The 24,570-nt window shown below is 60.8% G+C and carries 19 protein-coding genes; 13 read left to right on the top strand and 6 right to left on the bottom strand.

Going from position 1 to position 24,570, the window contains the following annotated elements; translation table 11 throughout:
• Positions 1–189 precede the first annotated feature (189 nt).
• The 6 genes from recC to HDC30_RS28365 all read left to right on the top strand — a co-directional run bounded on the left by recC (position 190) and on the right by HDC30_RS28365 (position 11,884).
• Complete coding sequence (gene recC, locus HDC30_RS28390; protein WP_183786120.1) at positions 190–3,642, top strand: exodeoxyribonuclease V subunit gamma; 3,453 nt, start codon at positions 190–192, stop codon at positions 3,640–3,642.
• Positions 3,639–7,328 (top strand): exodeoxyribonuclease V subunit beta, encoded by a 3,690-nt coding sequence (gene recB / locus HDC30_RS28385; RefSeq protein ID WP_183786118.1) that lies wholly within the window; start codon positions 3,639–3,641, stop codon positions 7,326–7,328. The genes recC and recB overlap by 4 nt, the downstream gene beginning before the upstream one ends.
• A complete protein-coding gene (recD, locus tag HDC30_RS28380; protein WP_183786116.1) occupies positions 7,325–9,424 on the top strand; it encodes an exodeoxyribonuclease V subunit alpha in 2,100 nt (699 codons plus the stop codon). The genes recB and recD overlap by 4 nt, the downstream gene beginning before the upstream one ends.
• 120 nt (positions 9,425–9,544) lie before the next feature.
• A complete protein-coding gene (locus HDC30_RS28375) occupies positions 9,545–10,120 on the top strand; it encodes a YfiR family protein (RefSeq protein WP_027614152.1) in 576 nt (191 codons plus the stop codon).
• Positions 10,117–11,385 carry a diguanylate cyclase domain-containing protein gene (locus tag HDC30_RS28370; RefSeq protein WP_027614151.1) on the top strand — a complete coding sequence of 423 codons (1,269 nt, stop codon included), beginning with the start codon at positions 10,117–10,119 and terminating at the stop codon, positions 11,383–11,385. Before HDC30_RS28375 ends, HDC30_RS28370 begins: the two co-directional genes overlap by 4 nt.
• A gap of 43 nt (positions 11,386–11,428) precedes the next feature.
• On the top strand, positions 11,429–11,884 hold the full coding sequence (locus HDC30_RS28365; protein WP_171061906.1) for an OmpA family protein: 456 nt from the start codon (positions 11,429–11,431) through the stop codon (positions 11,882–11,884).
• On the opposite strand, the gene HDC30_RS28360 is transcribed toward HDC30_RS28365, so the two are convergent.
• Positions 11,881–12,828 carry a LysR family transcriptional regulator gene (locus HDC30_RS28360; protein WP_007962101.1) on the bottom strand — a complete coding sequence of 316 codons (948 nt, stop codon included), beginning with the start codon at positions 12,826–12,828 and terminating at the stop codon, positions 11,881–11,883. The genes HDC30_RS28365 and HDC30_RS28360 overlap by 4 nt on opposite strands.
• A 150-nt stretch (positions 12,829–12,978) precedes the next feature.
• Between HDC30_RS28360 and HDC30_RS28355 the strand changes: the two genes are divergently transcribed.
• Together HDC30_RS28355 and mmsB are read left to right on the top strand one after the other, a co-directional pair.
• Positions 12,979–14,505, top strand: coding sequence for a CoA-acylating methylmalonate-semialdehyde dehydrogenase (locus HDC30_RS28355; protein ID WP_007962100.1), 1,527 nt, complete (start codon positions 12,979–12,981; stop codon positions 14,503–14,505).
• 9 nt (positions 14,506–14,514) lie between these two features.
• On the top strand, positions 14,515–15,402 hold the full coding sequence (gene mmsB, locus HDC30_RS28350) for a 3-hydroxyisobutyrate dehydrogenase (RefSeq protein ID WP_007962098.1): 888 nt from the start codon (positions 14,515–14,517) through the stop codon (positions 15,400–15,402).
• A 247-nt stretch (positions 15,403–15,649) separates the two neighbouring features.
• On the opposite strand, the gene HDC30_RS28345 is transcribed toward mmsB, so the two are convergent.
• From HDC30_RS28345 to HDC30_RS28330, 4 genes are all read right to left on the bottom strand, one after another.
• Positions 15,650–16,000, bottom strand: coding sequence for a cupin domain-containing protein (locus HDC30_RS28345; protein WP_003221437.1), 351 nt, complete (start codon positions 15,998–16,000; stop codon positions 15,650–15,652).
• A gap of 113 nt (positions 16,001–16,113) precedes the next feature.
• Positions 16,114–16,485, bottom strand: coding sequence for a MerR family transcriptional regulator (locus HDC30_RS28340; protein ID WP_183786114.1), 372 nt, complete (start codon positions 16,483–16,485; stop codon positions 16,114–16,116).
• 47 nt (positions 16,486–16,532) lie between these two features.
• Positions 16,533–17,108, bottom strand: a complete 576-nt coding sequence (locus tag HDC30_RS28335; RefSeq protein WP_027614147.1) for an NAD(P)H-dependent oxidoreductase — start codon at positions 17,106–17,108, stop codon at positions 16,533–16,535.
• 44 nt (positions 17,109–17,152) lie between these two features.
• Complete coding sequence (locus HDC30_RS28330) at positions 17,153–18,034, bottom strand: LysR substrate-binding domain-containing protein (RefSeq protein WP_183786112.1); 882 nt, start codon at positions 18,032–18,034, stop codon at positions 17,153–17,155.
• Between the two features lie 233 nt (positions 18,035–18,267).
• On the opposite strand from HDC30_RS28330, the gene HDC30_RS28325 reads away from it, so the two are divergent.
• The gene (locus tag HDC30_RS28325) at positions 18,268–19,032 is read left to right on the top strand and encodes a sulfite exporter TauE/SafE family protein (protein WP_183786110.1); all 765 of its coding nucleotides are present in this window, start codon (positions 18,268–18,270) and stop codon (positions 19,030–19,032) included.
• Here the strand turns inward: HDC30_RS28325 and HDC30_RS28320 are convergent.
• Positions 19,022–19,336, bottom strand: coding sequence for a putative quinol monooxygenase (locus tag HDC30_RS28320; protein ID WP_027614144.1), 315 nt, complete (start codon positions 19,334–19,336; stop codon positions 19,022–19,024). The two genes, HDC30_RS28325 and HDC30_RS28320, sit on opposite strands and share 11 nt — an antisense overlap.
• Positions 19,337–19,518: 182 nt before the next feature.
• Here HDC30_RS28320 and HDC30_RS28315 point away from each other — a divergent pair, with 182 nt between their 5' ends.
• From HDC30_RS28315 to HDC30_RS28300, 4 genes are all read left to right on the top strand, one after another.
• Positions 19,519–20,109, top strand: a complete 591-nt coding sequence (locus tag HDC30_RS28315) for an NAD(P)H-dependent oxidoreductase (RefSeq protein ID WP_095139858.1) — start codon at positions 19,519–19,521, stop codon at positions 20,107–20,109.
• A 208-nt stretch (positions 20,110–20,317) separates the two neighbouring features.
• On the top strand, positions 20,318–21,229 hold the full coding sequence (locus HDC30_RS28310) for a LysR family transcriptional regulator (RefSeq protein ID WP_027614142.1): 912 nt from the start codon (positions 20,318–20,320) through the stop codon (positions 21,227–21,229).
• Between the two features lie 103 nt (positions 21,230–21,332).
• On the top strand, positions 21,333–22,226 hold the full coding sequence (locus HDC30_RS28305) for an NAD-dependent epimerase/dehydratase family protein (protein WP_183786108.1): 894 nt from the start codon (positions 21,333–21,335) through the stop codon (positions 22,224–22,226).
• A 563-nt stretch (positions 22,227–22,789) separates the two neighbouring features.
• Entirely contained in the window at positions 22,790–24,511 is a 1,722-nt protein-coding gene (locus tag HDC30_RS28300; RefSeq protein ID WP_027614140.1) for a carbamoyltransferase C-terminal domain-containing protein, read from the top strand.
• The last annotated feature ends 59 nt before the right edge of the window (positions 24,512–24,570 follow it).

The following is a 24,570-nucleotide window of genomic DNA, read 5'->3' as shown; positions in this document are numbered from 1 at the left end:
GGGTTTCCCCATGTGAGAGTAGGTCATCGTCAAGATTAAATTCCGAAACCCCAATTGCGAAAGCAGTTGGGGTTTTGTTTTGCCCGCAGGAAAGTTCCTACAGCCTGCGGTAGGCCCTTCCGGCTGTCACAGCCTGCCGACAGTGCTAAGGTTCTGCCTTGGCTTTTGTACTTTTCCAAGGAAGCTTTTATGCCGGACGCCTCGTCCCTCAACGCTGCATTCATGGTGGTCCAGAGCAATAGCCTGGACGAGCTGCGCAGCCTGGTGGTCAGCATCATGCGGCGCTACCCATTGGCTCCCTTGGAGAATGAAATCGCTCTGGTCCAAAGCAACGGTATCGCCCAATGGCTCAAGCTGGCATTGGCAGAAGATCCTGAAGAGGACGATCTCGGTGGTTGCGGAATAGCCGCTGCCATCGATGTGCAGCTTCCAGGCAGTTTCATGTGGCAGCTCTACCGTATGGTGTTGGGCCGAGACGACATCCCCGCCACATCCCTGCTCGACAAGGCTCCGCTGACCTGGCGGCTGATGCGCCTGTTGCCGCAAGTGATTGATCGCCCCCATTTCGAACCGCTACAACGCTTCCTCACCCATGACACCGACTTGCGCAAGCGCTACCAGTTGTCCGAGCGCCTGGCAGACCTGTTTGACCAATATCAGGTGTATCGGGCCGACTGGCTCGAAGGTTGGGCCGAGGGCCGGCATCAGTTACGTAATGTTCGAGGCGAGATAAAGCCACTGGCTCCAGTCAGTTGCTGGCAGGCTGAACTGTGGCGTGCTCTTTTGGAAGATGTCGGTGAGCAAGGCATGGCCCAGAGCCGCGCCGGTGTTCATCAACGATTTATCGAGTGCATAAATTCCCTCGAACATGCACCAGCAGGACTACCCTCGCGGGTGATCGTGTTCGGTATATCCTCGTTGCCCGCCCAGGTGCTTGAAGGGTTGGCCGGACTCGCACGTTTCAGTCAGGTGCTGCTGTGTGTACACAACCCTTGCCGACACCACTGGGCCGATATCGTCGCCGACAAGGATCTGCTGCGTCATCAATACAAGCGTCAGAGCCGCAAGAACGGCATGCCGGTCGTACTCGATCCTGAAACGTTGCACCAACATGCTCATCCGCTGCTCGCCGCCTGGGGCAAGCAAGGCCGCGACTATATCAACCTGCTCGACAGTTACGATGACCCCAACAGCTATCGCGCGGCGTTTCGTGACGGGCGCATTGATCTGTTCAGCGAAAATCAGCCACATAACATGCTCAACCAACTTCAGGACGACATCCTCGAGTTGCGGCCACTCAATGAAACGCGTGAGCGCTGGCCTGCCGTTGACTTGACGCAGGATGGGTCGATCCGCTTCCACATAGCCCACAGTGCCCAGCGCGAAGTGGAAATCCTTCACGACCAGTTACTCGCACGCTTCAGCGCCAATCCGGATCTGCGCCCACGAGATGTAATTGTGATGGTGCCGGACATCGACAGCTATGCGCCGCATATCCGGGCAGTGTTCGGACAACTGGATCGACATGATCCACGCTTCATTCCATTTACCTTGGCCGACCAGGGCCAGCGGGGCCGCGATCCGTTGCTGATTGCTGTCGAGCACCTGCTGAAGCTGCCCGATAGTCGTTTCCCGGTGAGCGAGATCCTCGATCTGCTCGACGTCCCTGCGTTGCGCGCCCGATTTGGCGTACAAGAGCGTGATTTGCCTACTCTGCATCGCTGGATCGAAGGAGCAGGCGTGCGCTGGGGAATGAACGCCGGGCAACGTGCCGGCCTGGGCTTGCCGGATGAGCTTGAACAGAACAGCTGGCATTTCGGTTTGCGGCGGATGTTGTTGGGGTACGCAGTTGGCAGCTCCAGCGCCTGTGCCGGTATCGAACCCTACGATGAAATCGGTGGTCTGGATGCTGCGTTGATCGGTCCGTTGGTTGCCCTGCTCGATGCATTGGAACTGGCCCATCACGAACTCACTCAAGTCGCTCAGCCCAAGGTGTGGGGCCAGCGCCTGCAAATCCTGATGCAGCTGTTTTTCAAGGCCAGTAACGAGCACGACGATTATCTGCTCACGCAACTTGAGGAGTTGCGCGAAACCTGGCTGCAGACCTGTGAATCTGTTGGGTTGGTCGATGAATTGCCGCTGACGGTGGTTCGCGAAGCCTGGCTCGCGGGGCTGGATCAGGGGCGTCTGTCCCAGCGTTTTCTCGCCGGCGCAGTAAACTTTTGCACGCTGATGCCCATGCGGGCGATCCCGTTCAAGCTTGTCTGTTTGCTGGGGATGAACGATGGCGATTATCCCCGGGCGCAACCCCCGCTGGATTTCGACCTCATGGGCAGTGACTACCGGCCAGGGGACCGTTCCCGGCGTGAAGACGATCGCTATCTGTTGCTCGAGGCGCTCCTGTCTGCGCGCGATCAGCTGTACATCAGTTGGGTCGGACGCAGCATTCGCGACAACAGTGAACGGCCTGCTTCAGTGCTGATCGGGCAGTTGCGCGATCACCTCGCCAGTGGCTGGCGGTCGCTCGATGAGCATCAGGATCTGTTGACCTCCATGACCGAGGAGCATCCCCTGCAACCGTTCAGTTCGCGCTATTTCCATGAAGGCGATCAACTATTCAGTTATGCCCGTGAATGGCAGGTCTTGCACCAGGTGCATGCGCCACAACATGAGATGGAGCTACTCGCGCCCCATGTTCAGGAGGAGCCGCTGAGTCTGGCTCTTCTGCAGGATTTCTTGCGTAACCCGGTCCGGCACTTTTTTACGCAGCGCCTCAAAGTGTACTTCGAGGCCGCCGAGGCGCCCCTGGCTGACGAAGAACCGTTCGTGCTGGACGCATTGCAACGCTACACATTGAGCGACAGCCTGCTCGAAGCCGCACTCCGGCAGCCGGACAATATCAATCGGGCACTCGAAGATCAGGCGCGGCGTTTGCAAAACAGCGGATTGCTGCCCATGGCCGGCTTCGGCGAATGCCTGCAACGAGAGTTGATCGAGCCGTTACCGGACTTGCTGCAACGTTACCAACACCTTCTGGCGTTATGGCCGACACCATTGACCAGCGCGCTCCCGGTCAGTCTTGAGTTGCAGGGCGTGCGTGTTGAAGGCTGGCTCGCCGGTTTGCATCAACGCGCTGACGGTGGCGTGTTGTCGGTCACGACCATTCCCAACAGCATCGGCTCGATCAAAAGTCGAAAATGGCATCGGTTGATCAAGCCGTGGGTCAATCACCTGGTGGCCTGCGCCAGCGGACTTATCCTGACCACGGCACTGGTGGCGAGTGACGATACGCTGCTGCTTGAGCCGCTGGAGAAGGATCGAGCGGTTCGTTTTCTGGGTGATCTGCTGCTCGCCTGGCAGGCCGGCATGCGCCAGCCGCTGCCGATCGCGGTCAAGACGGCCTTCGCCTGGCTTGCGCAGACTGATCCGCTCAAGGCTGAGGCGGCTGCCAGAAAAGCCTACGAAGGCGACGGCCAGACCAGTGAAGGTGAGCGCCGTGAAAGCCCTGCGCTGTCACGCCAATTCGCTGACTTTGACGCATTGAGTGCCGACGAAACATTCTCCGGTTGGTGCGACGCGTTGTATCGCCCCCTGTTTGAAGCGCCATGGCGCTCGTTGGCCAGCGAAGGGGCACGCGCATGAGTACCAAAACACCGCTGGCTCTGGCCTTCCCACTGCACGGCAGTCAACTCATCGAAGCCAGTGCGGGTACCGGCAAGACCTTTACCATTTCTGCTCTCTATCTGCGGCTGATCCTTGGCCACGGCGGCGAATCGAGCGGCTTCGGCCGTGAATTGCTGCCCCCGCAGATTCTTGTGGTGACCTTCACCGATGCCGCCACCAAGGAGCTGCGTGAAAGAATCCGTACGCGGCTGGCCGAGGCTGCGCGGTTTTTCCGTGAAGAAACCCCGGCGCCGGATGGCTTGATTGCCGAGCTGCGCGAGCAGTTTGACCCGGCACGATGGCCCGGTTGCGCCAATCGCCTGGACATCGCCGCGCAATGGATGGATGAAGCGGCCGTCTCCACCATCCACAGTTGGTGCCAGCGCATGCTGCGCGAACACGCGTTCGACAGCGGCAGCCTGTTTACCCAGTCCCTGGAAACCGATCACAGCGATCTGCTCGGTGAAGTACTGCGCGATTACTGGCGACTGTTCTGTTACCCGATGCAGGGCGACGCGCTGAACTGGGTTCGCGCTAACTGGGGCGGGCCGGCAGCGTTGTTGCCACGAGTGCGCGGCCTGTTTGGCAGTGAGCGCGACAGTGATGACGGCAAGGCCCCTGCAGAATTGATCAATGAGTGTCTGCAAGAACGGCGTGCCGCGTTGCTCGAGCTGAAGATGCCGTGGCGTCAGTGGGCCGATGAGCTGCTGGTGATCTGTCACGAAGGCGTTGCGAGCAAAGCCGTCGATGGACGCAAGATGCAGGCGCGCTACTTCGAGCCCTGGTTCGAGAAACTCAAGGCGTGGGCCGAAGACGAGGCCATGGAGCAACTGGACATCGGCACCGGTTTCACCCGATTGACCCCTCACGGAATGGCCGAAGCCTGGAAGGGCCAGGCACCGAGTCATCCGGGTCTCGACGCGATGCCGGGGCTCAAGTCGAGCCTCGACGCGCTTCCCACCCCCGATGCCGCCGTATTGCAACATGCGGCGAGATGGGTGGGCGCGCGTTTTGAGGAAGAGAAGCGTCGTCGTGCGGAAATGGGGTTCGACGACATGCTGTTGCGCCTCGATGCGGCGTTGCAATCCGACAGCGGCGAGCGCCTTGCTGCGGTGATCCGCGAGCAGTTTCCGGTTGCTCTGATCGATGAGTTTCAGGACACCGACCCGGTGCAATACCGGATCTTCGAGAGCATCTACCGCATCGAGGACAACAGTCCGAATACCGGTCTGTTCCTGATCGGTGACCCCAAGCAGGCGATCTACGCGTTCCGTGGCGCCGATATCTACACCTACCTGCGTGCGCGTCAGGCCACTGCCGGCCGCCTGCATACGCTGGGCACCAACTTCCGCTCCAGCCATGGCATGGTCAACGCGGTCAATCACGTATTCGAACGCGCCGAGTCCCGCGAGCAAGGACGCGGCGCGTTTTTGTTTCGGGAAAAAAACGGGGAAAACCCGGTGCCGTTCCAGCCTGTTGAGTCTCAGGGGCGTAAAGAGCGGCTGCAGATTGCCGGGCACGATGTCGCGGCACTGAATGTCTGGCACCTGTCGACGGATCAGCCGCTGTCAGGCGCGGTCTATCGCCAGCAATTGGCGGCGGCCTGTGCCAGCGAAATCACCGCGTTGCTCAATGGCGGGCAAACCGGTGCGGCGGGATTTGTCCGCGATGGAGAAGACTTCATAGGCTTGCGACCCTCTGACATTGCGATTCTGGTACGCGACGGCAAAGAGGCCCAAGCCGTACGCGCAGAACTCGCGGCCCGTGGCGTGCGCAGCGTTTACCTGTCGGACAAGGACTCGGTGTTCGCCGCCCAGGAAGCGCATGACCTGCTCTCCTGGCTCAAGGCCTGCGCGGAGCCGGATGTCGAGCGCTCTCTGAAGGCTGCGCTGGCTTGCATCACCCTCAATCTGCCGTTGGCTGAACTGGAACGTTTGAATCAGGATGAGTTGGTCTGGGAAGCCCGGGTCATGCAGTTTCGTGGCTATCGCGAACTGTGGCGCAAGCAAGGTGTGCTGCCGATGTTACGGCGCCTGCTGCACGACTTTCACCTGCCGCAAACTCTGATCGCGCGCAGTGATGGCGAGCGGGTACTGACCAACCTTTTGCACTTGTCGGAACTGATGCAGCAGGCTGCCGCTGAGCTTGATGGCGAGCAAGCGCTGATTCGTCATCTGGCCGAGCTTCTGGCGTTGTCCGGTCAGGCCGGCGAAGAGCAGATATTGCGTCTGGAGAGTGACGAGCAACTGGTCAAGGTCGTGACCATTCACAAGTCCAAAGGGCTTGAGTATCCACTGGTGTTCCTGCCGTTCATCTGCTCGGCAAAACCGGTGGATGGCAGTCGCTTGCCGCTGCATTACCACGATGCCTCCGGCGAAGCCCAGGTGACACTGAAGCCGACCGCCGAATTGATCGCCCTGGCGGATGACGAGCGTCTGGCCGAGGACCTGCGTCTGCTCTACGTCGCCCTGACTCGCGCGCAACATGCCTGCTGGCTGGGTGTCACGGACCTCAAGCGCGGTAACAACAACGGTTCGGTGCTTCATCTTTCAGCGCTTGGCTATCTGCTGGGTGGCGGCACAAGGCTGGATGAGTCAACCGGTCTGAGCCGCTGGCTGCAGGATTTGCAACAGAACTGCACGGCCATCAGCTTGGGGGAGTTGCCTCAAGCCACTCAGGAGATCTACCGGCCCGAGCGTAACGAAGCGATCCTCAGCGCTACATTGGTGCCCAAGCGCAAGGCCAGCGAAAACTGGTGGATTGCCTCCTACAGTGCTTTGCGCATCAGTGACGTGTTGAGCGTGGGCAGCGATGAGGCGCCGGACAGTCCACAAGCGCAAAAGCTGTTTGATGATGAGCGTCTCGACCCGGATGCGCCACGCGAGATCGTGGCCGGTGGCGCCGATATTCATCGTTTTCCTCGCGGTCCGAATCCAGGAACCTTTCTTCATGGTCTGCTCGAATGGGCCGGAGACGAAGGTTTTGCCGTTCCTTTTGAAACGCTCAAGGATGCGATTGGCCGGCGCTGCAACCTGCGTGGTTGGGAGGGGTGGATCACCACCCTGAGTGACTGGCTGCAACACTTGCTCAAGTCGTCGCTGCCAGCAGGTGGCGGACAGCCTCCGGTGGTTCTCGAGCAACTCAAACAGTACCGCGTGGAGATGGAGTTCTGGTTCGCCAGCCACAAGGTTGATGTTCTCAAACTCGATGAGTGGGTGCGCCAGTACACCCACAACGGTGTGGCACGAGTGGCCGCCGAGCCAGTACAGCTCAACGGCATGTTCAAAGGCTTCATCGACCTGACCTTCGAACACGAGGGGCGCTACTACGTGGCCGACTACAAATCCAACTGGCTGGGTGTCGACGATGCAGCCTATACCGAGCAAGCCATGGAGCGCTCGATCCTCGACAACCGCTACGACTTGCAATACGTGTTGTATCTGCTGGCGTTGCATCGGCAACTGAAGGCGCGGTTGCCTGACTACGATTACGATCGGCATGTCGGTGGTGCGTTGTATGTGTTTCTGCGGGGGACCCGGGCAGACAGTCGCGGCGTGTATTTTGCGCGGCCGCCGCGCGAACTGATCGAGCGCCTGGATCGTCTTTTCCAGGGTAAGCCGGAACCCAAGGCCGAACCCGCATGGGAACAGGGAGTCCTGCTATGAGCCGTACCTTCGCCGATCTGTCATCGGCTATCGACAACCCGTCGAGCCTGGCGCCACTGACCAGTGCCTCGGATCTGCTGATCTTGCTTGATCGCTGGGTCGAGCGAGGCTGGCTTCGTTCGCTGGACAAGGCCTTTATCGGTTTTCTGTACGAACTCGCACCCCAGTCCGATCCACTGGTGTTGCTCGCTGCCGCACTGACCAGCCATCAACTGGGTCACGGACATGTCTGCCTCGACCTGTTCGAAACCCTCAAGGCCCCGGATTTCGCCCTGTCTTTACCTCCTGAAGGCGATGAGCAAAGTGATGTCTTGCTCCTGCCGTCGCAGTTGCTTGAAACGCTGGATGGCGCCCATTGGTGCAAGGTGCTGGCGGGCAGCGCTCTGGTTGCACTGGCTGCGGACAATAGCGAAGCGGCGCATCAGCGACCGTTGGTGCTGTCCGGCAAGCGTCTGTACCTGCGGCGCTACTGGGCCTATGAGCGGCGTATCGATGCGGCGTTACGCACACGTCTGGCCCAAGGCGAAACGCCGCCGGATGACTTGCCCCAGCGTCTCGATGAATTGTTCGGCCCCGCCAGGCCCGGAGCAGTGATCGACTGGCAGAAACTCGCCTGCGCGCTTGCCACTCGGGGAGCCTTCAGCATCATCACGGGCGGCCCGGGAACTGGCAAAACCACCACGGTGGTGCGTCTGCTCGCGCTGCTCCAGGCGCCGGCGGTGGAAGCCGGTCAGCCGCTGCGCATTCGTCTGGCGGCGCCCACGGGCAAGGCTGCTGCGCGGTTGACCGAGTCCATCAGCCAGCAAGTGCAGTCGCTGAAAGTCACCGAAGACGTGCGCGAGAAGATCCCCTGCGACGTGACCACTGTCCATCGTTTGTTGGGCAGTCGGCCCGGCACCCGACATTTCCGCCACCATGCCGGCAACCGCTTGCCGCTGGATGTGCTGGTGGTCGATGAAGCTTCCATGATCGACCTGGAAATGATGGCTAACCTGCTCGATGCGTTGCCGGCGCATGCGCGTCTGGTGTTGCTCGGTGACAAGGATCAACTCGCCTCCGTAGAGGCCGGGGCGGTGCTCGGCGATTTGTGCCGCGATGCCGAGGCGGGCTGGTACAACCCGCAGACCCGGCGGTGGCTGGAGTCGGTCAGTGGTGAGTCATTACAGGACAGTGGCCTGCACGAGGACCACGACGGCTCGCATCCTTTGGCTCAGCAACTGGTGATGTTGCGCCATTCCCGACGCTTCGGTGAAGGCAGCGGCATCGGTCAGCTGGCGCGGCGGGTCAATCAGCAGTTGCCGGAGGAGGCGCGCCAGTTGCTGGCGGCCGGTCACTATGATGACGTGTTTTCCCTGCCGCTCAAGGGCGAACACGATCACACGTTCGAGCGGCTGCTGCTCGACGGTCATGGGGAAGGTCCAAAGGGTTATCGCCACTATCTGAATATCCTGCGCCAACAACGCCCGCCAGCGGAAAGACCGCTGGAGCATCCGGACTGGATCAACTGGGCGCGGGAAGTGCTGCAGGCGTTCGACACCTTCCAGTTGTTGTGTGCTGTGCGCAAGGGGCCTTGGGGCGTTGAAGGGTTGAATCTGCGGATCACCGAAACGCTGCTCAAGGCACGCCTGATCGAGCATGACCAGCAATGGTATGAAGGCCGGCCGGTGCTGATGACGCGCAACGATTACGGTCTGGGTCTGATGAACGGCGATATTGGCATCGCCCTCAAATTGCCCGAGCGCGAAGGCCCGGACGCCGGCAAACCGGTGCTGCGCGTGGCCTTTCCGCGTAACGACGGGCAGGGCGGTGTGCGTTTCGTGCTGCCGAGCCGGCTCAACGACGTGGAAACGGTGTACGCGATGACGGTGCACAAATCCCAGGGCTCCGAGTTCGCCCACACCGCGCTGATCCTGCCGGACGCCTTGAATCCGGTGTTGACCAAGGAATTGATCTATACCGGTATTACCCGGGCCAAACACTGGTTCACTTTGATCGAGCCCCGGGCCGGCGTGTTTGAAGAGGCGGTGCAGCGCAAGGTCAAGCGCCTGAGCGGATTGATGCTGGAACTGGAGGAAGGTGGCGAGGTTCGGGAATGAAATAGCCTGATGTTCGGTGCCGATTACTGACCAACTGGTCAGCAGCTGCTGTCTCGCTGGTGTTACTGCGCTGTGCTATCGTTGCGGCATCATTTCGGTACGATCCAAGAGAATCCCTGCATGAAGGTGGCTGTCTGGGCGACAGAGCGCGTGGTTCGCTGCAAGCACGCATTGCTTGTCGGTCTGCTCTGTTTGCTGACCGGCGCCGCCATGGCGCAGGCACAGACGCCGGTGGGCATGGCCGAGCAGCGCGCCCAGTCGGTGACGCAGGTTGTGCTGGGCATCCTCAGTTACGCGCGCTGGCCGGTGGAACCCGCACAATTGCGCCTGTGCATCGTCGGCCCCACCGAATACACCGATGACCTGGTCAAAGGCACTACGCAAGCCACCGGTCGTCCGGTCGCTGTGCGCCGACTGCTGGCCGACAACCCGGCGATCGTCAGCGAATGCGATGCGGTGTACATCGGCAAACTCACCGCAGATGAACGCAGTCGGCTGTTCACCTCATTGATCGGCCATCCGGTGCTGAGCATCAGCGAAGGTGGCGATCAGTGCACGGTCGGCAGCCTGTTCTGCCTGCGGGTCGGCGATCAGCAGGTTTCCTTCGAGGTCAATCTCGACTCCGTCGCCCGCAGCGGTGTACGCATCCACCCGAGCGTACTGCAGTTGTCGCGCCGCAAACCGGCGGCACCATGAAGCTGTTTCGTTCCAGGAGCCGCCCGACACTGGGCTCGGTCATCGGCCGCGGCCATTTGATTGTCGCGCTGGTGGCCGTGACGATGGCCAGCGTGTCGCTGACCCTGCTGGGCGTTCTCGCGCTGCGGGTGTACGCCGATCACAACCTGCATCTGATTGCACGTTCGATCAGCTACACCGTGGAAGCGGCGGTGGTGTTCAACGATAAGGACGCCGCCACCGAAGCGCTGGCCTTGATCGCGTCCACCGAAGAGGTGGCGGATGCCCAGGTGTTCGACACACAGGGGCAGTTGCTGGCGCGTTGGCAGCGGCCCGAAAACGGTCTGTTTTCCCAACTGGAAATGCAGGCTGCCCGGACCATTCTGGAAAAGCCGATCAGCCTGCCGATCGTGCATCAGGATCGTGAAATCGGACGCATCCTGCTGGTCGGTCACGGCGGTAGCCTGATGCGCTTCTTGCTCAGCGGTCTGGCGGGGATCATTCTCTGCACCGCAATCAGTGCCTGGGTCGCGCTGTATCTGGCGCGCCGACAGCTGCGCAGCATTACCGGCCCGCTTCGCAGTCTCGCGGCGGTGGCTCATGCCGCCCGCAGCGAGCGTGCGCTGGATCGCCGGGTACCACCGGCGCAGATCGCCGAGCTCGACAACCTCGGCAACGACTTCAATGCCCTGCTCGACGAACTCGAATCCTGGCAGACCCATCTGCAAAGCGAGAACGAAACCCTCGCCCATCAGGCCAGCCACGACAGCCTCACCGGTTTGCCCAACCGGGCGTTTTTCGAGGGGCGATTGATTCGCGCCTTGCGCAACGCCGGCAAGCTCAATGAGCGGGTGGCGGTGCTGTTTCTCGACAGCGACCGCTTCAAAGGCATCAATGACAACTTCGGTCACGCCGCTGGCGACGCGGTGCTGGTGGCGGTCGCCAATCGGATCCGCGCGCAACTGCGTGAAGAGGATCTGGTGGCGCGGCTCGGCGGCGACGAGTTCGCCGTACTGCTCGCGCCGCTGCACAAGATCGAGGATGCCGAGCGCATTGCCGACAAGATTCTCGCCAGCATGGACATGCCCATCGCGCTGCCGGGCGACACCAGTGTGGTGACGTCGCTCAGTATCGGCATTGCGGTTTTCCCTGATCATGGTGTCACGCCAGGCGCCTTGCTCAATGCGGCCGACGCGGCGATGTATCAGGCCAAGCGCCTGTCGCGTGGCGCTCAATTCACTGCCGGGTCGGAGAGCCCGGTCGTCAATCTGCAAACCAGGAGCTGATTCCGTGTTCACATTTCCCGCTCGACTGTTTTCCGCCTTGCTGATGATCGCCGTACTGGCGCTGACCGGGTGCCAGACCGCACCGCAGAAAGGCCTGACCCCGGCGCAGATCGCCGTCCTCAAACAACAAGGCTTCGAAGCGACCGACGAGGGCTGGGAGTTTGGCCTGTCCGGCAAAGTGCTGTTTGGCAGCGATATCGAAAGCCTGAACAACCAGAGCACCGAAATCGTCGAACGCATCGGCAAGGCACTGCTCGGCGTCGGTATCGAGCGGGTGCGGGTCGACGGTCATACCGATGCCTCGGGCAAGGAAACCTACAACCAGCAACTGTCGCTGCGTAGGGCCAAAAGCGTGGCCAAAGTGCTGACCACCGTCGGTATGAAGGAAGAGAACATTCAGCTGCGCGGACTGGGCAGCAGCGAGCCGGTGGCGTCCAATGACACTGCCGCCGGACGCACTGAAAATCGCCGGGTGTCGATTGTGGTCAGCGCCGATTAATCGGCAAACCGCATCTCGCGGGTCTGCCCCATCAGCAGACCCTGATTACGCTCGGTCACCTCACGGATGTAATCCCACAACAGGGTGATCCGCTTCAATTTCCTGAGATCCTCCCGGCAGTACATCCAGAACTGTCGGGTGATGTCGATTTCCTCGGGCAGCACCGGCAGCAGGCGCGGATCCTGCGCCGCGAGGAAGCACGGCAGAATTGCCAGTGAACGCCCTTGCTGCGCCGCGACGAACTGCGCGATCACGCTGGTGCTGCGCAGGTTTGCGCTGGCGCCGGGCAGCACGTTCGCCAGGTACAGCAGCTCCGAGCTGAACGCCAGGTCATCCACATAACTGATGAATTGATGCTTGCCCAAGTCCGCAGGGCGGCGGATCGGCGGGTGTTGGTCGAGGTAGTCCTGGGTTGCGTAGAGCTGCAAGCGGTAGTCGCAGAGTTTGCAGCACACGTACGGGCCGTGTTCCGGGCGTTCCAGGGCAATGACGATGTCGGCTTCGCGTTTGGACAGGCTGATGAAGTGCGGCAGCGGCAGGATGTCCACCGAAATCGCCGGGTAGGCGTCGACGAAGTGGCTCAGCTGCGGGGTGATGAAAAAACTGCCGAAACCTTCGGTGCAGCCCATGCGTACATGCCCGGAAAGTGCCACACCAGAGCCCGAGACCTGCTCGCAAGCCATGTGCAACGTGCTTTCAATCGACTCGGCATAGCCCAGCAAACGCTGGCCTTCAGTGGTCAGGACAAAACCGCTGGTGCGCGATTTTTCGAACAGCAATGTACCCAGCGCCGCTTCCAGTGAACTGATGCGCCGCGACACGGTGGTGTAGTCCACCGCCAGACGTTTGGCCGCGGTGCTGGCCTTGCGGGTGCGGGCGACTTCGAGGAAAAACTTCAGGTCGTCCCAGTTCAGCGACCCCAGGGAGGTGATGTTTTTTTGCATGATGGACGGGCTTATATGTGCGTTCTTATTAGAAGTTTGCACATCTATACTCCAAAAACAGTCCGACAACCAATTCGTGACACACGCCTCATCTCAAGGCGAACCCTTTCGCCTTGGCTCCTACGATAAAAACAAGTTTCGGAGACCAGCATGAACGCATCGCTTACGCCCAACGAAACCACGGTCCAGAAGGTCAAGCTGCTGATCGATGGCGAGTGGGTCGAATCGCAGACCACCGAGTGGCACGACATCGTCAACCCGGCGACCCAGCAAGTGCTGGCCAAGGTTCCGTTCGCCACTGCCGCTGAAGTCGACGCCGCCATCAGTGCCGCGCACCGCGCGTTCCAGACCTGGAAACTGACCCCGATCGGCGCGCGGATGCGCATCATGCTCAAGCTGCAGGCACTGATCCGCGAGCACTCCAAGCGCATCGCCGTAGTTCTGAGCGCCGAGCAGGGCAAGACTATTGCCGACGCCGAGGGCGATATTTTCCGTGGCCTGGAAGTGGTCGAACACGCCTGTTCCATCGGCACCCTGCAAATGGGCGAGTTCGCCGAAAACGTGGCCGGCGGCGTCGATACCTACACCCTGCGCCAGCCAATCGGCGTGTGCGCCGGCATCACCCCGTTCAATTTCCCGGCGATGATTCCGCTGTGGATGTTCCCGATGGCCATTGCCTGCGGCAACACCTTTGTGCTCAAGCCTTCGGAACAGGATCCGCTGTCGACCATGCTCCTGGTGGAGCTGGCGATTGAGGCGGGCGTTCCGGCGGGCGTGCTCAACGTCGTGCACGGTGGCAAGGACGTCGTCGATGGCCTGTGCACCCACAAGGACATCAAAGCGGTGTCGTTCGTCGGTTCGACCGCGGTCGGTACGCATGTCTACGACCTGGCTGGCAAGCACGGCAAACGCGTGCAATCGATGATGGGTGCGAAGAACCATGCCGTGGTGCTGCCGGACGCCAATCGCGAGCAAGCGCTGAATGCCTTGGTCGGCGCCGGTTTCGGTGCGGCAGGGCAACGCTGCATGGCCACCTCGGTGGTGGTGCTGGTTGGTGCGGCGAAACAATGGCTGCCGGATCTGAAAGCGCTGGCGCAGAAACTCAAGGTCAACGCCGGCAGCGAGGCGGGCACCGATGTCGGCCCGGTGATCTCGAAGAAAGCCAAGGCGCGGATTCTTGATCTGATCGAAAGCGGCATCAAGGAAGGCGCCAAGCTTGAACTCGATGGTCGCGACATCAAGGTGCCGGGCTACGAACAAGGCAACTTCGTCGGCCCGACCCTGTTCTCGGGCGTGACCACCGACATGCAGATCTATACCCAGGAAATCTTCGGCCCGGTGCTGGTGGTGCTGGAAGTCGACACCCTCGATCAGGCCATCGCACTGGTCAACGCCAACCCGTTCGGCAACGGCACGGGCCTGTTCACCCAGAGCGGTGCGGCGGCGCGCAAATTCCAGACGGAAATCGACGTCGGCCAGGTCGGCATCAACATCCCGATTCCAGTGCCGGTGCCGTTCTTCAGCTTCACCGGTTCCCGTGGTTCGAAACTCGGCGACCTCGGCCCGTACGGCAAGCAAGTGGTGCAGTTCTACACCCAGACCAAAACGGTCACGGCGCGCTGGTTCGATGACGACAGCGTCAACGACGGCGTGAACACCACCATCAACCTGCGCTGAGGACTGGCCATGAAAATCGCATTTATCGGTCTGGGCAACATGGGCGCGCCGATGGCGCGCAACCTGATCAAGGCCGGCCACTCGCTGAATCTGGTCGACCTGAACAAGACGGTGCTGGCGGAGCTGGAGCAACTGGGCGGCACCATTCGCGCCTCGGCCCGGGAAGCGGCGGAAGACGCCGAACTGGTGATCACCATGCTCCCGGCGGCGGTGCATGTGCGCAGCGTCTGGCTGGGTGAGGACGGCGTGCTGGCCGGTATTGGCAAAGGCGTGCCGGCGGTGGATTGCAGCACCATAGATCCGCAGACCGCCCGCGATGTGGCCGCCGCTGCCGCCAAACAAGGCGTGGCCATGGCTGATGCACCGGTCTCCGGCGGCACTGGCGGCGCGACCGCCGGCACGCTGACCTTCATGGTCGGCGCCACTCCGGAACTGTTCGCCACCCTGCAACCGGTGCTGGCGCAGATGGGCCGCAACATCGTGCATTGCGGTGAAGTCGGCACCGGGCAAATCGCCAAGATCTGCAACAACCTGCTGCTGGCGATCTCGATGGTCGGCGTCAGCGAAGCCATGGCGCTGGGCGATGCACTGGGGATCGACACCTCGGTGCTGGCCGGGATCATCAACAGCTCGACCGGGCGTTGCTGGAGTTCGGAAATGTACAACCCGTGGCCGGGCATCGTCGAAACGGCGCCGGCCTCGCGCGGTTATACCGGTGGGTTTGGTGCCGAACTGATGCTCAAGGATCTGGGGCTGGCCACCGAAGCGGCGCGTCAGGCGCATCAACCGGTGGTGCTCGGCGCGGTGGCGCAGCAGTTGTATCAGGCGATGAGCCAGCGCGGGGAGGGGGGCAAGGACTTCTCGGCGATTATCAACAGCTATCGCAAGCCACAGTAACTTGGACATCAATACTTTTTGTGGCAACGGAGACTTTGTGGTGAGGGGATTTATCCCCGATCGACTGTGTAGCAGTCGCGACCACTGAGCCTGCGTTTCAACTGACACAATGCGGGGGGCGCTTTGCGCCCATCGGGGATAAATCCCCTCGCCACAAATCTCACAGGCGCCACAACCATGGCGTCAGCCAGAATGCAGTAGGTGTTGCCGGGAAATCACGTCGGGTGGTTTCCCGGCTTTTTTTGCATCAGGCGAAGACGAAATATTTGCGTACGGTCTCGACCACTTCCCAAGTGCCTTTCATCCCCGGTTCAACCACGAAGATGTCGCCGGCACGCAGGTGGATCGGCGCCATGCCGTCCGGGGTGATGATGCAGTAGCCTTCCTGGAAATGGCAGTACTCCCACTTCACATAATCGACCCGCCACTTGCCCGGGGTGCAGATCCAGGTGCCCATGATCTTGCTGCCGTCTTCGCTGGTGTAAGCGTTGAGGTTGACGGTGTGCGGGTCACCTTCGAGTTTTTCCCATTTGCAGGCATCGAGTACCGGCAGCGGGTGGGTGTCGCGCAGAACGGTGATGGGGGCGGTCGCGGTCATGAGAACTCCGGGCAGTGGGCGGATGGCAAAGAAACCAACTCGCACCCTATAGCGCCCGATTGCCGCTCAGTTGTCTGTGCTCGACATCGAGCTGCTCAGAAACGCGCAAACCGTCAAAGGTTTTCCAGCGGGCATTCGACCCGCGCCCGTTCAAGGTCGATTTCGAAACCTTCCAGTTGCGCGTATTGCCGCGTCAGCTCAGCGATGCTGCAGTTGATCTCGCGTTTTTTTGCCTCGATAGCCTGTTGGGCCAGATCCCATGGCATGGCCTCGCCATGATGCGCGGCAAAAATCGTCTGCAATTCCCGGAGCCTGAAGCCCATCTCTTTTGCACATTTGATGAAGATCAGCAGTTCGATGCTTTGTTGGTCGTAGAGGCGATATTTACCTTGGCGCCGGGGCGTGGGCAGCAGACCGATCGACTCGTAGTGGCGAATGCTTTTGATGGTGGTGCCGGCACGTTGCGCGGCTTGGCCGATGTACATAAAAGTCCTTTTTCAATGTGAAACCGTGCGGCGCATTATCGGCAGACTTAGCGGCGGGCGATAGCGTGCGCCTGTTGCAGCCAGCGCTGGCGCTGCCGGTCGCTGGACTCAAGCAGCGGGCCGAAGGTCAGCGTGCGCAGGGGGGTGATACCACAGAACTGCAGGGTGGTCTTGCGCACCTGATGCAGTCCCGGCATCCGGTAGATCCAGCGGTAATACCAGAGTGGCGTGTCCATCGTCACCAGCAAGTGCGCGGTGCGCCCCTTGAGCAACTGATCGGGAAAGGGTTTGCCTTTTCGGTATTTGAAGGCGAATCCCGGCAGCAACACCCGATCAAAAAAACCTTTGAGCAGCGCTGGAATGCCGCCCCACCAGATCGGGTAGACCAGCGTCAGATGTTCGGCCCAAAGGATGTCGGATTGCGCGCGGCTCAAGTCTTCTTCCAGCGCTTGAACCTGTTGATACCCCTGGCGCAACACCGGGTCAAAAGCCATCTCTCCCAAGCGTAGCTGACGCACCTGGTGTCCGGCATCGAGCGCTGATTGTGCATAGCGCTCGGCGAGTGCGGCGCAGAAGCTCGTCGCGCCGGGATGGCCGAGAATCAGCAGAATGCGTTTGCCCATGTTCATGCTCCTTGCCGTTGAACGCCAAGGATGAAGTCTGCCCCTCAGGGGAGAGTCAAGGCTTGCAGCAAGGCTTTGGCATAACCGGGCAGGGCTCTGAAATCCCGGGCGCAGAGCATCAGCGTGCGGCGGGCCCATGGCTCATTGAGGGCGATGCTGTTGAATGAGCGCGGCGTCGCGCGTTCAATGGCCGCCAGCGGCACGATGGCGAGGCCGGCGCCTCGGGCGACCATGCGCAGCACCCCTTCGAAACCGTCGGCGCGGATCCGCACCTGCATGCGCGAGCCGCTGTGCAGAGCCTGTTCTTCGAGGTAGATCGCCAGCGCGCTGTCGGTGCTCAGACCGACGAAATCGTAGTGCAAAGCGGCGCTGAAACTGACCTCGGCGGTGTCGGCTAGTGGATGTCCGTGCGGCGCGATCAGTCGCAACGGGTCGTCGCGAAACGGCTGGGTCTGCAGATCGGTGGTGTCCACTGCATCGGAGACGATGCCGATATCGGCTGCGCCCTGGCGCAAGGCGTGGATGATGCGGGCGCTGGGTAGTTCCTGCAGATCGATGTCGAGGTTGGGATGCTCGCGCAAAAAGTCCGCGAGCACTTCCGGCAGGTATTCGGTGATCGCCGTGGTGTTGCACAACAGTCGCACCTGTCCTTTGACGCCCTGCGCGTAGTCGGCCAGATCCTGCTGCATGCGTTCGGCCTGTTGCAGGAGGATGCGCGCGTGGTGGGCCAGGGCCTTGCCAGCGGGCGTCGGGCTCACGCCACGGCGGCCGCGCTGCAGGAACTCGGTGCCCAGCGAGGCTTCCATCGCGCGAATGCGCGCACTGGCGGCGGCGAGCGAAAGATGGCTGCGGGCGGCGCCGGCGGTGATGTTGCCGGTGTCGAGGATGTGCAGGTAGAGGCGCAGGTCGGTGAGGTCGAAGTGCATGGGGCAGCCTGTGGTTTTTGTGGTGTCTGGGCGGGCCCTATCGCTGGCAAGCCAGCTCCCACAGGATTTTGTGTTGTGCACAAGTCCTGTGATCCACACTGAAACCTGTGGGAGCTGGCTTGCCAGCGATGAGGCCAGAAGTCTCAATCAAGCCTTCAGCCTCTTGTATTGGAAGAGGCAGCCTCAGTATATGGCAGATTTTCAGCGCACCCGCCAAAGCGCACAGTAGCGCCATGAACGCACTCGCAGATTTCTACCAGAACCTTGGCCTGGCCCTGTCCCTGCTGGTCGTCGCCACCTTCATCATGGCCGGGCTGGTCAAAGGCGTGATCGGCCTCGGTCTGCCCACCGTTGCCATGGGCCTGCTTGGTCTGGCTATGGCGCCGTCGCAGGCAGCTGCGTTGCTGATCATTCCGGCGACGCTGACTAATGTCTGGCAACTGGCGTTCGGCGGGCATTTGAAAGGGCTGCTCAAACGCTTGTGGCCGCTGCTGCTGATGAACTTCCTCGGCACCGCCGTCGGCACGTTGTCGATTGGCATGGCGGGCGGGCATTGGGTGGTGCGTGGGCTGGGCGCGGCGTTGCTGCTGTATGCGTTGAGCGGGTTGCTGCTGCCGACGCTGCAGGTCAATCCTCGGCATGAACCGTGGCTGGGTCCGCTGTGCGGGCTGATCACCGGGGTTATCACTTCGGCCACCGGTGTGTTCGTGATTCCGGCGGTGCCGTACCTGCAGGCGCTGGGTTTGAGTCGCGATGAGCTGGTGCAGGCGCTGGGCCTGTCGTTCACCGTGTCGACCCTGGCGCTGGCCGGCGGCCTGTTCTGGTGCGGCGCACTGGGCAGTGGCGAATTGAGTGCGTCGCTGCTGGTGCTGATCCCGGCGATGCTGGGCATGGGGTTCGGCCAATGGTTGCGTCAGCGCATCAGCGCTGTGCTGTTCAAGCGGGTGTTCTTTATCGGACTGGGCGCACTCGGCGCCCATCTGCTGATCAGCGGCTAGCCGACGAGGCGCTGAGCATGTCGATCCGACGGATATCGAAATCACGCTCCAGATACGTCATGCGGTTGTCGAAAAACTCGCGCATGTGCGGCAGGTTCGAATGCACGTCGAGGTGCGCCTGGCTTTCCCAGATCTCGTAAAAGATGAACAGCGTCGGGTCTTCCTTGTCGCGCAGCATGTGGTACTCGATGCAGCCGGGCTCGGCGCGGCTCGGCTCGACATAGGCGCGAAACAGCGCTTCGAAGGCCTCGGCTTTTTCCGGGCGGGTCTTGGCATGCAGGATGAAACCGTGGCGTTCACTCATCAAAACAACTCCTCAAATGCACATGGCCGGGAATGCTATTGCAACAATCGGCATTCGATTCGTGCTTTTTGATCAAATGTATTTTGCGCCGACGCGGCTTATTCCGCGCGAGATGGATGGTTAACCTGCCGCCATTCGTTTTCCCATCTTTCTCCAGCCCAATGGCTGCGCGAGGCGTTCCGATGAAAAAAGTGTTGTTGCTCAATGGTGGCAAGAAATTCGCCCACTCCGACGGTCGTTACAACGCCACCCTGCACGAAACCGCGCTGAGCGTGCTGGATCGCGGTGGTCTGGATGTCAAAACCACGTTCATCGACGAGGGCTACGACGTCGCCGAAGAAGTGGCCAAATTCCTCTGGGCCGACGTGATCATTTATCAGATGCCGGGCTGGTGGATGGGTGCGCCGTGGACCGTGAAAAAGTACATCGACGAAGTCTTCACCGAAGGCCACGGCAGCCTCTATGCCAGCGATGGTCGGACCCGTTCCGATGCGTCGCAGAAGTACGGCAGTGGCGGCCTGATTCAGGGCAAGCAATACATGCTGTCGCTGACCTGGAACGCACCGCAGCAGGCGTTCGATGACCCGAGCGATTTCTTTGAAGCCAAGGGTGTGGACGCGGTGTATTTCCCGTTCCACAAGGCCAACGAGTTCTTGGGCATGAGCGGGTTGCCGACGTTCCTGTGTGTGGACGTGATGAAGCGCCCGAACATCGAGAATGATGTGGCGCGGTATGAGCAGCATCTCAAGCAGGTATTTGGCCTCAAGGCTTGAGGTGATTTCATGTGGTTACGGTTGTAACTGTGGTGAGGGTTGTAAATGTGGTGAGGGGATTCATCCCCGATGGGTCGCGCAGCGGCCCCCCGATCTTGATCTCGAAAAGCGGGGCCTGCTGCGCAGTCCATCGGGGATAAATCCCCTCGCCACAGGGGTGTTCTCTCTCCACAATGGATTTTGTGCAGTCGATCAATAAGGGACACCCGTGAAAGCCAGATCCGATGAGTTGCAGATTTTCGTCTGCGTGATCGAATGCGGTTCGATTTCCGCTGCTGCCGAGCAGGTCGGCCAGACCCCCTCGGCGGTCAGCCGCACACTGTCGCGGCTGGAAGCCAAGCTCGACACCACGCTGATCAACCGCACCACGCGGCGCATGGACCTGACCGAGGAGGGCAAGTATTTCTTTGAGCAGGCCAAGCTGATTCTCGATCAGATGGATGCGCTCGAAGAGCGTCTGTCCTCACGCCAGCAAACCCCGTCCGGGCGCCTGCGGATCAACGCCGCGTCGCCCTTCATGCTGCACGCCATCGTGCCGTACATCGACGAATTCCGTGGCCTGTACCCGGACATCCAGCTCGAACTCAACAGCAATGACCTGATCATTGACCTGCTGGAACAAAGCACCGACGTCGCCATCCGCATCGGCACCCTTGCTGACTCGACGTTGCATGCGCGCTCACTGGGTTGCAGCCCGTTGCTGATCGTCGCCAGCCCGGCCTATCTGGAAAAGCACGGCGCGCCGCAGCAGGTCGCCGACTTGAGCGAACACACCCTGCTTGGCTTCACCCACAACGAAGGCCTCAATCAGTGGCCGCTGCGTTACGTGCACGGTGACCGCTGGCCGATCACCCCGGCGATCAGCGCTTCCAGCGGCGAGACCGTGCGCCATCTGGCGCTGGAAGGGCAGGGCATTGCCTGCCTCTCGCACTTCATGACCATCGACGACATTCGCGCCGGGCGCCTCAAGGTGCTGCTGGCGGAATTCAACAGCGGCTATCGCCAGCCGATCAACGCGGTGTACTACCGGAACTCGCAACTGGCGCTGCGCATTCAGTGCTTCCTCGACTTCATCCAGAGCAAACTCGCGGCGTACGCCAGCGCCGATTTCAAGGGTTGATTCGTGATCCCTGCGCAACAGTGATTTGGGCGAGGGCGGGTTTTTCCATCGGGGTGACCGGTCGATACTCGCTGCATCACTTATTCACGCAGGGAGTTTCTCCATGAACGTATTCATCACCGGCGCTGCCGGGTTTATCGGCGGCTCGATCGCTGCCGGTCTGGTTCAGGCCGGGCACCGTGTCACGGGCCTGGTGCGCAGCGCCGAACAGGCCGATGAGCTGAAAGCTTTGGGCATCACCCCGGTGATCGGCACCCTCGAAGACAGCACATTGCTGGCTGAACAGGCCCGCGCCGCCGATGCGGTGATCAACGCCGCCAGCAGTGACCATCGCGGCGCGGTCGAAGCGTTGCTCGGTGCCCTGCGCGGTTCGAACAAAGTGTTCCTGCACACCAGCGGTTCGAGCATTGTCGGCGATGCTTCGGGCGGCAAGTCCAGCGACGTCATCTACTACGAAGACAACCTGCCGGAACCCACCGTCGACAAGGCTGCCCGTGTGGCCATCGACAACCTGATCCTCGCCGCCGCACAGGACGGCGTGAACTCGGCGGTGATCTGCAACACCCTGATCTACGGCCACAGCCTGGGCGTCAATCGCGACAGCGTGCAGTTGCCGCGTCTGCTCAAACAAGCGCGCAAAAGCGGCGTAGTGCGCCATGTCGGCACTGGCCAGAACATCTGGTCCAACGTGCACATCGAAGACGTCGTCGCCCTGTATCTGCTGGCGCTGAGCAAAAACGTACCGGGCACTTTCTACTTCGTCGAAAGCGGTGAAGCGTCGTTCATCGACATGACCACTGCCATGGCCGAAGCGCTGAATCTCGGCGAGCCACAAGACTGGCCGCTGCAAGACGCCGAAGCGGAGTGGGGTTACGAAATGGCCAACTACGGCCTTGGCTCGAACAGCCGCGTACGCGGCAAACACGCTCGTGAACTGCTGGGCTGGGCGCCAAAGCGTACGTCGGTGGTGGAGTGGATTCGTAACGAGATGGTGTGAGTTCACGCTGCACCGCGTGAAGCCATTCGCGAGCAAGCCCGCTCCCACAGGTTAACCGCATTCTGGCTGACGGAATGCGATCAACCGGTGGGAGCGGGCTTGCTCGCGAAAGCGGTGGAACAAAAACAGAAAAGTTGAATGGCACGCCGTCATCGTCCGTTTTTTTGTCCCGGTAAACCCCCGCAAATACGCCGCATGCCAGTGGAATTTAATTTTTAGCGGGGACTTCGCCGGGTGCTCGGGAAATTACCGGCTAGGCTGCTACCGCGATGAAACGAGGACGGCTGCGATGGATGTCGCCCTCCACGTGTTGCAGGCATGAGGCCCGTGCAGCACGGCACCGCCCATGGAGTTTTCTGGCAAAAGGAATTTGCGATGGCGAGACACATTGATGCCTTCTCGTAAAGGCGTATTCCCCCGGCGGACCTACATGAATCCGCGATCTCTCGATGAGTAATGGTCGGCCATGACGGCCGGCATCTGTCATTGACTCTGGTTATTGCATTGCACGCTACGCGCGTGGGCGAAGCCGTCACCTCAATTGGCGAAAACAAGGAATAGTTATGATCATTTTGGGTATTACAAACAATGATTTGGCGGGTGCTTGCCTGGTACGTGATGGTCAGATTCTTTCAGCGGTCAGTGAAGAGCGCTTCACCCGCATCAAGGATCATAAAATCTGGCCGGCCAAGTCCATCGAGTTTGTGTTGAGCCAGGCCGGCGTGTCGCTGGAAGACGTCGATCATGTCGCCTATGGATGGAACGCCGGTTTCAGTGCCGACAAACATCTGGCGTTGTACTTCGATCGCATCGTCGAGGAAGTCCGGAGCAACCCCCAGGGCCTTGCGCAGTTCCGTCAGCGTGTGACCGATGAAATCAACAACGACAAGGCAAAGCGCGGCGAATTCGACCAGTTCATTGTCGACAACGGTCTGCAAGGCAAGGCGTACTACATTGATCACCACGAGTGCCATGCGCTCGGTGCCTATGTCTGCTCGCCATTCGAGGACGCGTTGACCCTGACGTGCGACGGACGCGGCGACTTTCAGTCGCTGACCGTCACCTGGTACAGCCCGTCAGAAACCACGGTGCTGCAACGCGAAACCAGTGTCGACAGCCTCGGTTATTTCTACGGCCGGATCACCCACCTGCTCGGTTACAAACCCAACCGCCACGAAGGCAAGGTCACCGGTCTGGCCGCATTCGGCGATCCGCAGAAACTGCTGGGCGTAATGCAGCAGATGATCCGTTTCGAAGACGGCCGCATCAAGGCGCGCTGCGGCGATATGTTCCTGCCGTCCTACAACACCTACAGCGAGCCGCTGGAAACCCTGTTTGCCCGGGAAACCCCCGAGGACATCGCCGCCGCTGTACAGCGTCACAGCGAAGACCTGCTGGTGGCCACCGTCAGCCATCATCTGGCCCAGCGCGGCAGTGCCAACCTGTGCCTGGCCGGCGGCGTGTTTGGCAACGTCAAACTCAACCAGCGTCTGCGTGAGATCCCGGGCGTCAAAGACGTCTACGTGCTGCCGTGCATGGGCGATGGCGGCCTGGCACTGGCTGCTGCGGTCGGTACCGCGTACCTGGAAAACGGCACCCGCTTCAAGAATCCGTCAATGATGCTTGGCCCGGAATCGCGCAGCGTTTCGCAGAACATCAACCTGATCAATCGCGACTACCCTGAACTCGGTTATCACACGCCGTCGAACATCATCGAGGTGTTGACCGAGGCCCTGACGGAAAATCAGGTGCTGGGCATGTTCAAGGGCAAGATGGAGTTCGGCCCGCGTTCGCTGTGCAACCGCAGCATCGTCTATCACGCGCAGGATGCCGAGGTGAACGACTGGCTCAACAAGCGCATGCACCGCACCGAGTTCATGCCGTTCGGCCCGGTCACCGCCATTGAGCAAGCACCGGCCTGCTACGTCGGTTGGGACGAGGAGCAAGTGGCCGCCGATACCATGACCATGACCTACGACTGCCATCCGCAATTTCGCGAGGCGAGTCCGGCCGTGGTGCACATCGACGGCACCGCGCGCCCGCAGATCATTCGCCCGCAGAGCGACCCGTTCATGCATCGCCTGCTGACGGCCTGGCACCAGAAAACCGGTCAGGCAGCCTTGATCAACACCTCGTTCAACCGCCATGAAGAGCCGATCGTGTGCTCTTCCCAGGACGCACTGGATGCGCTGAAAGAAGGCATGGTCGATCTGGTGGTCATGAGTGAATCGCTGATCGTCTGGCGCAAGGGCAAAAACAGCTTCACCCAGCAACGCTTCGAATAATGGATGGTATTCAGGGCTCCTGGGGAGCCCTGCTTCTGGAGTGTCAGGCGTATGGTTGA

It is taken from the genome of Pseudomonas sp. JAI115 (genome assembly GCF_014200835.1).
GTDB lineage: Bacteria > Pseudomonadota > Gammaproteobacteria > Pseudomonadales > Pseudomonadaceae > Aquipseudomonas > Aquipseudomonas putida_A.
This window is presented reverse-complemented; position numbering and strand designations above follow the sequence as displayed.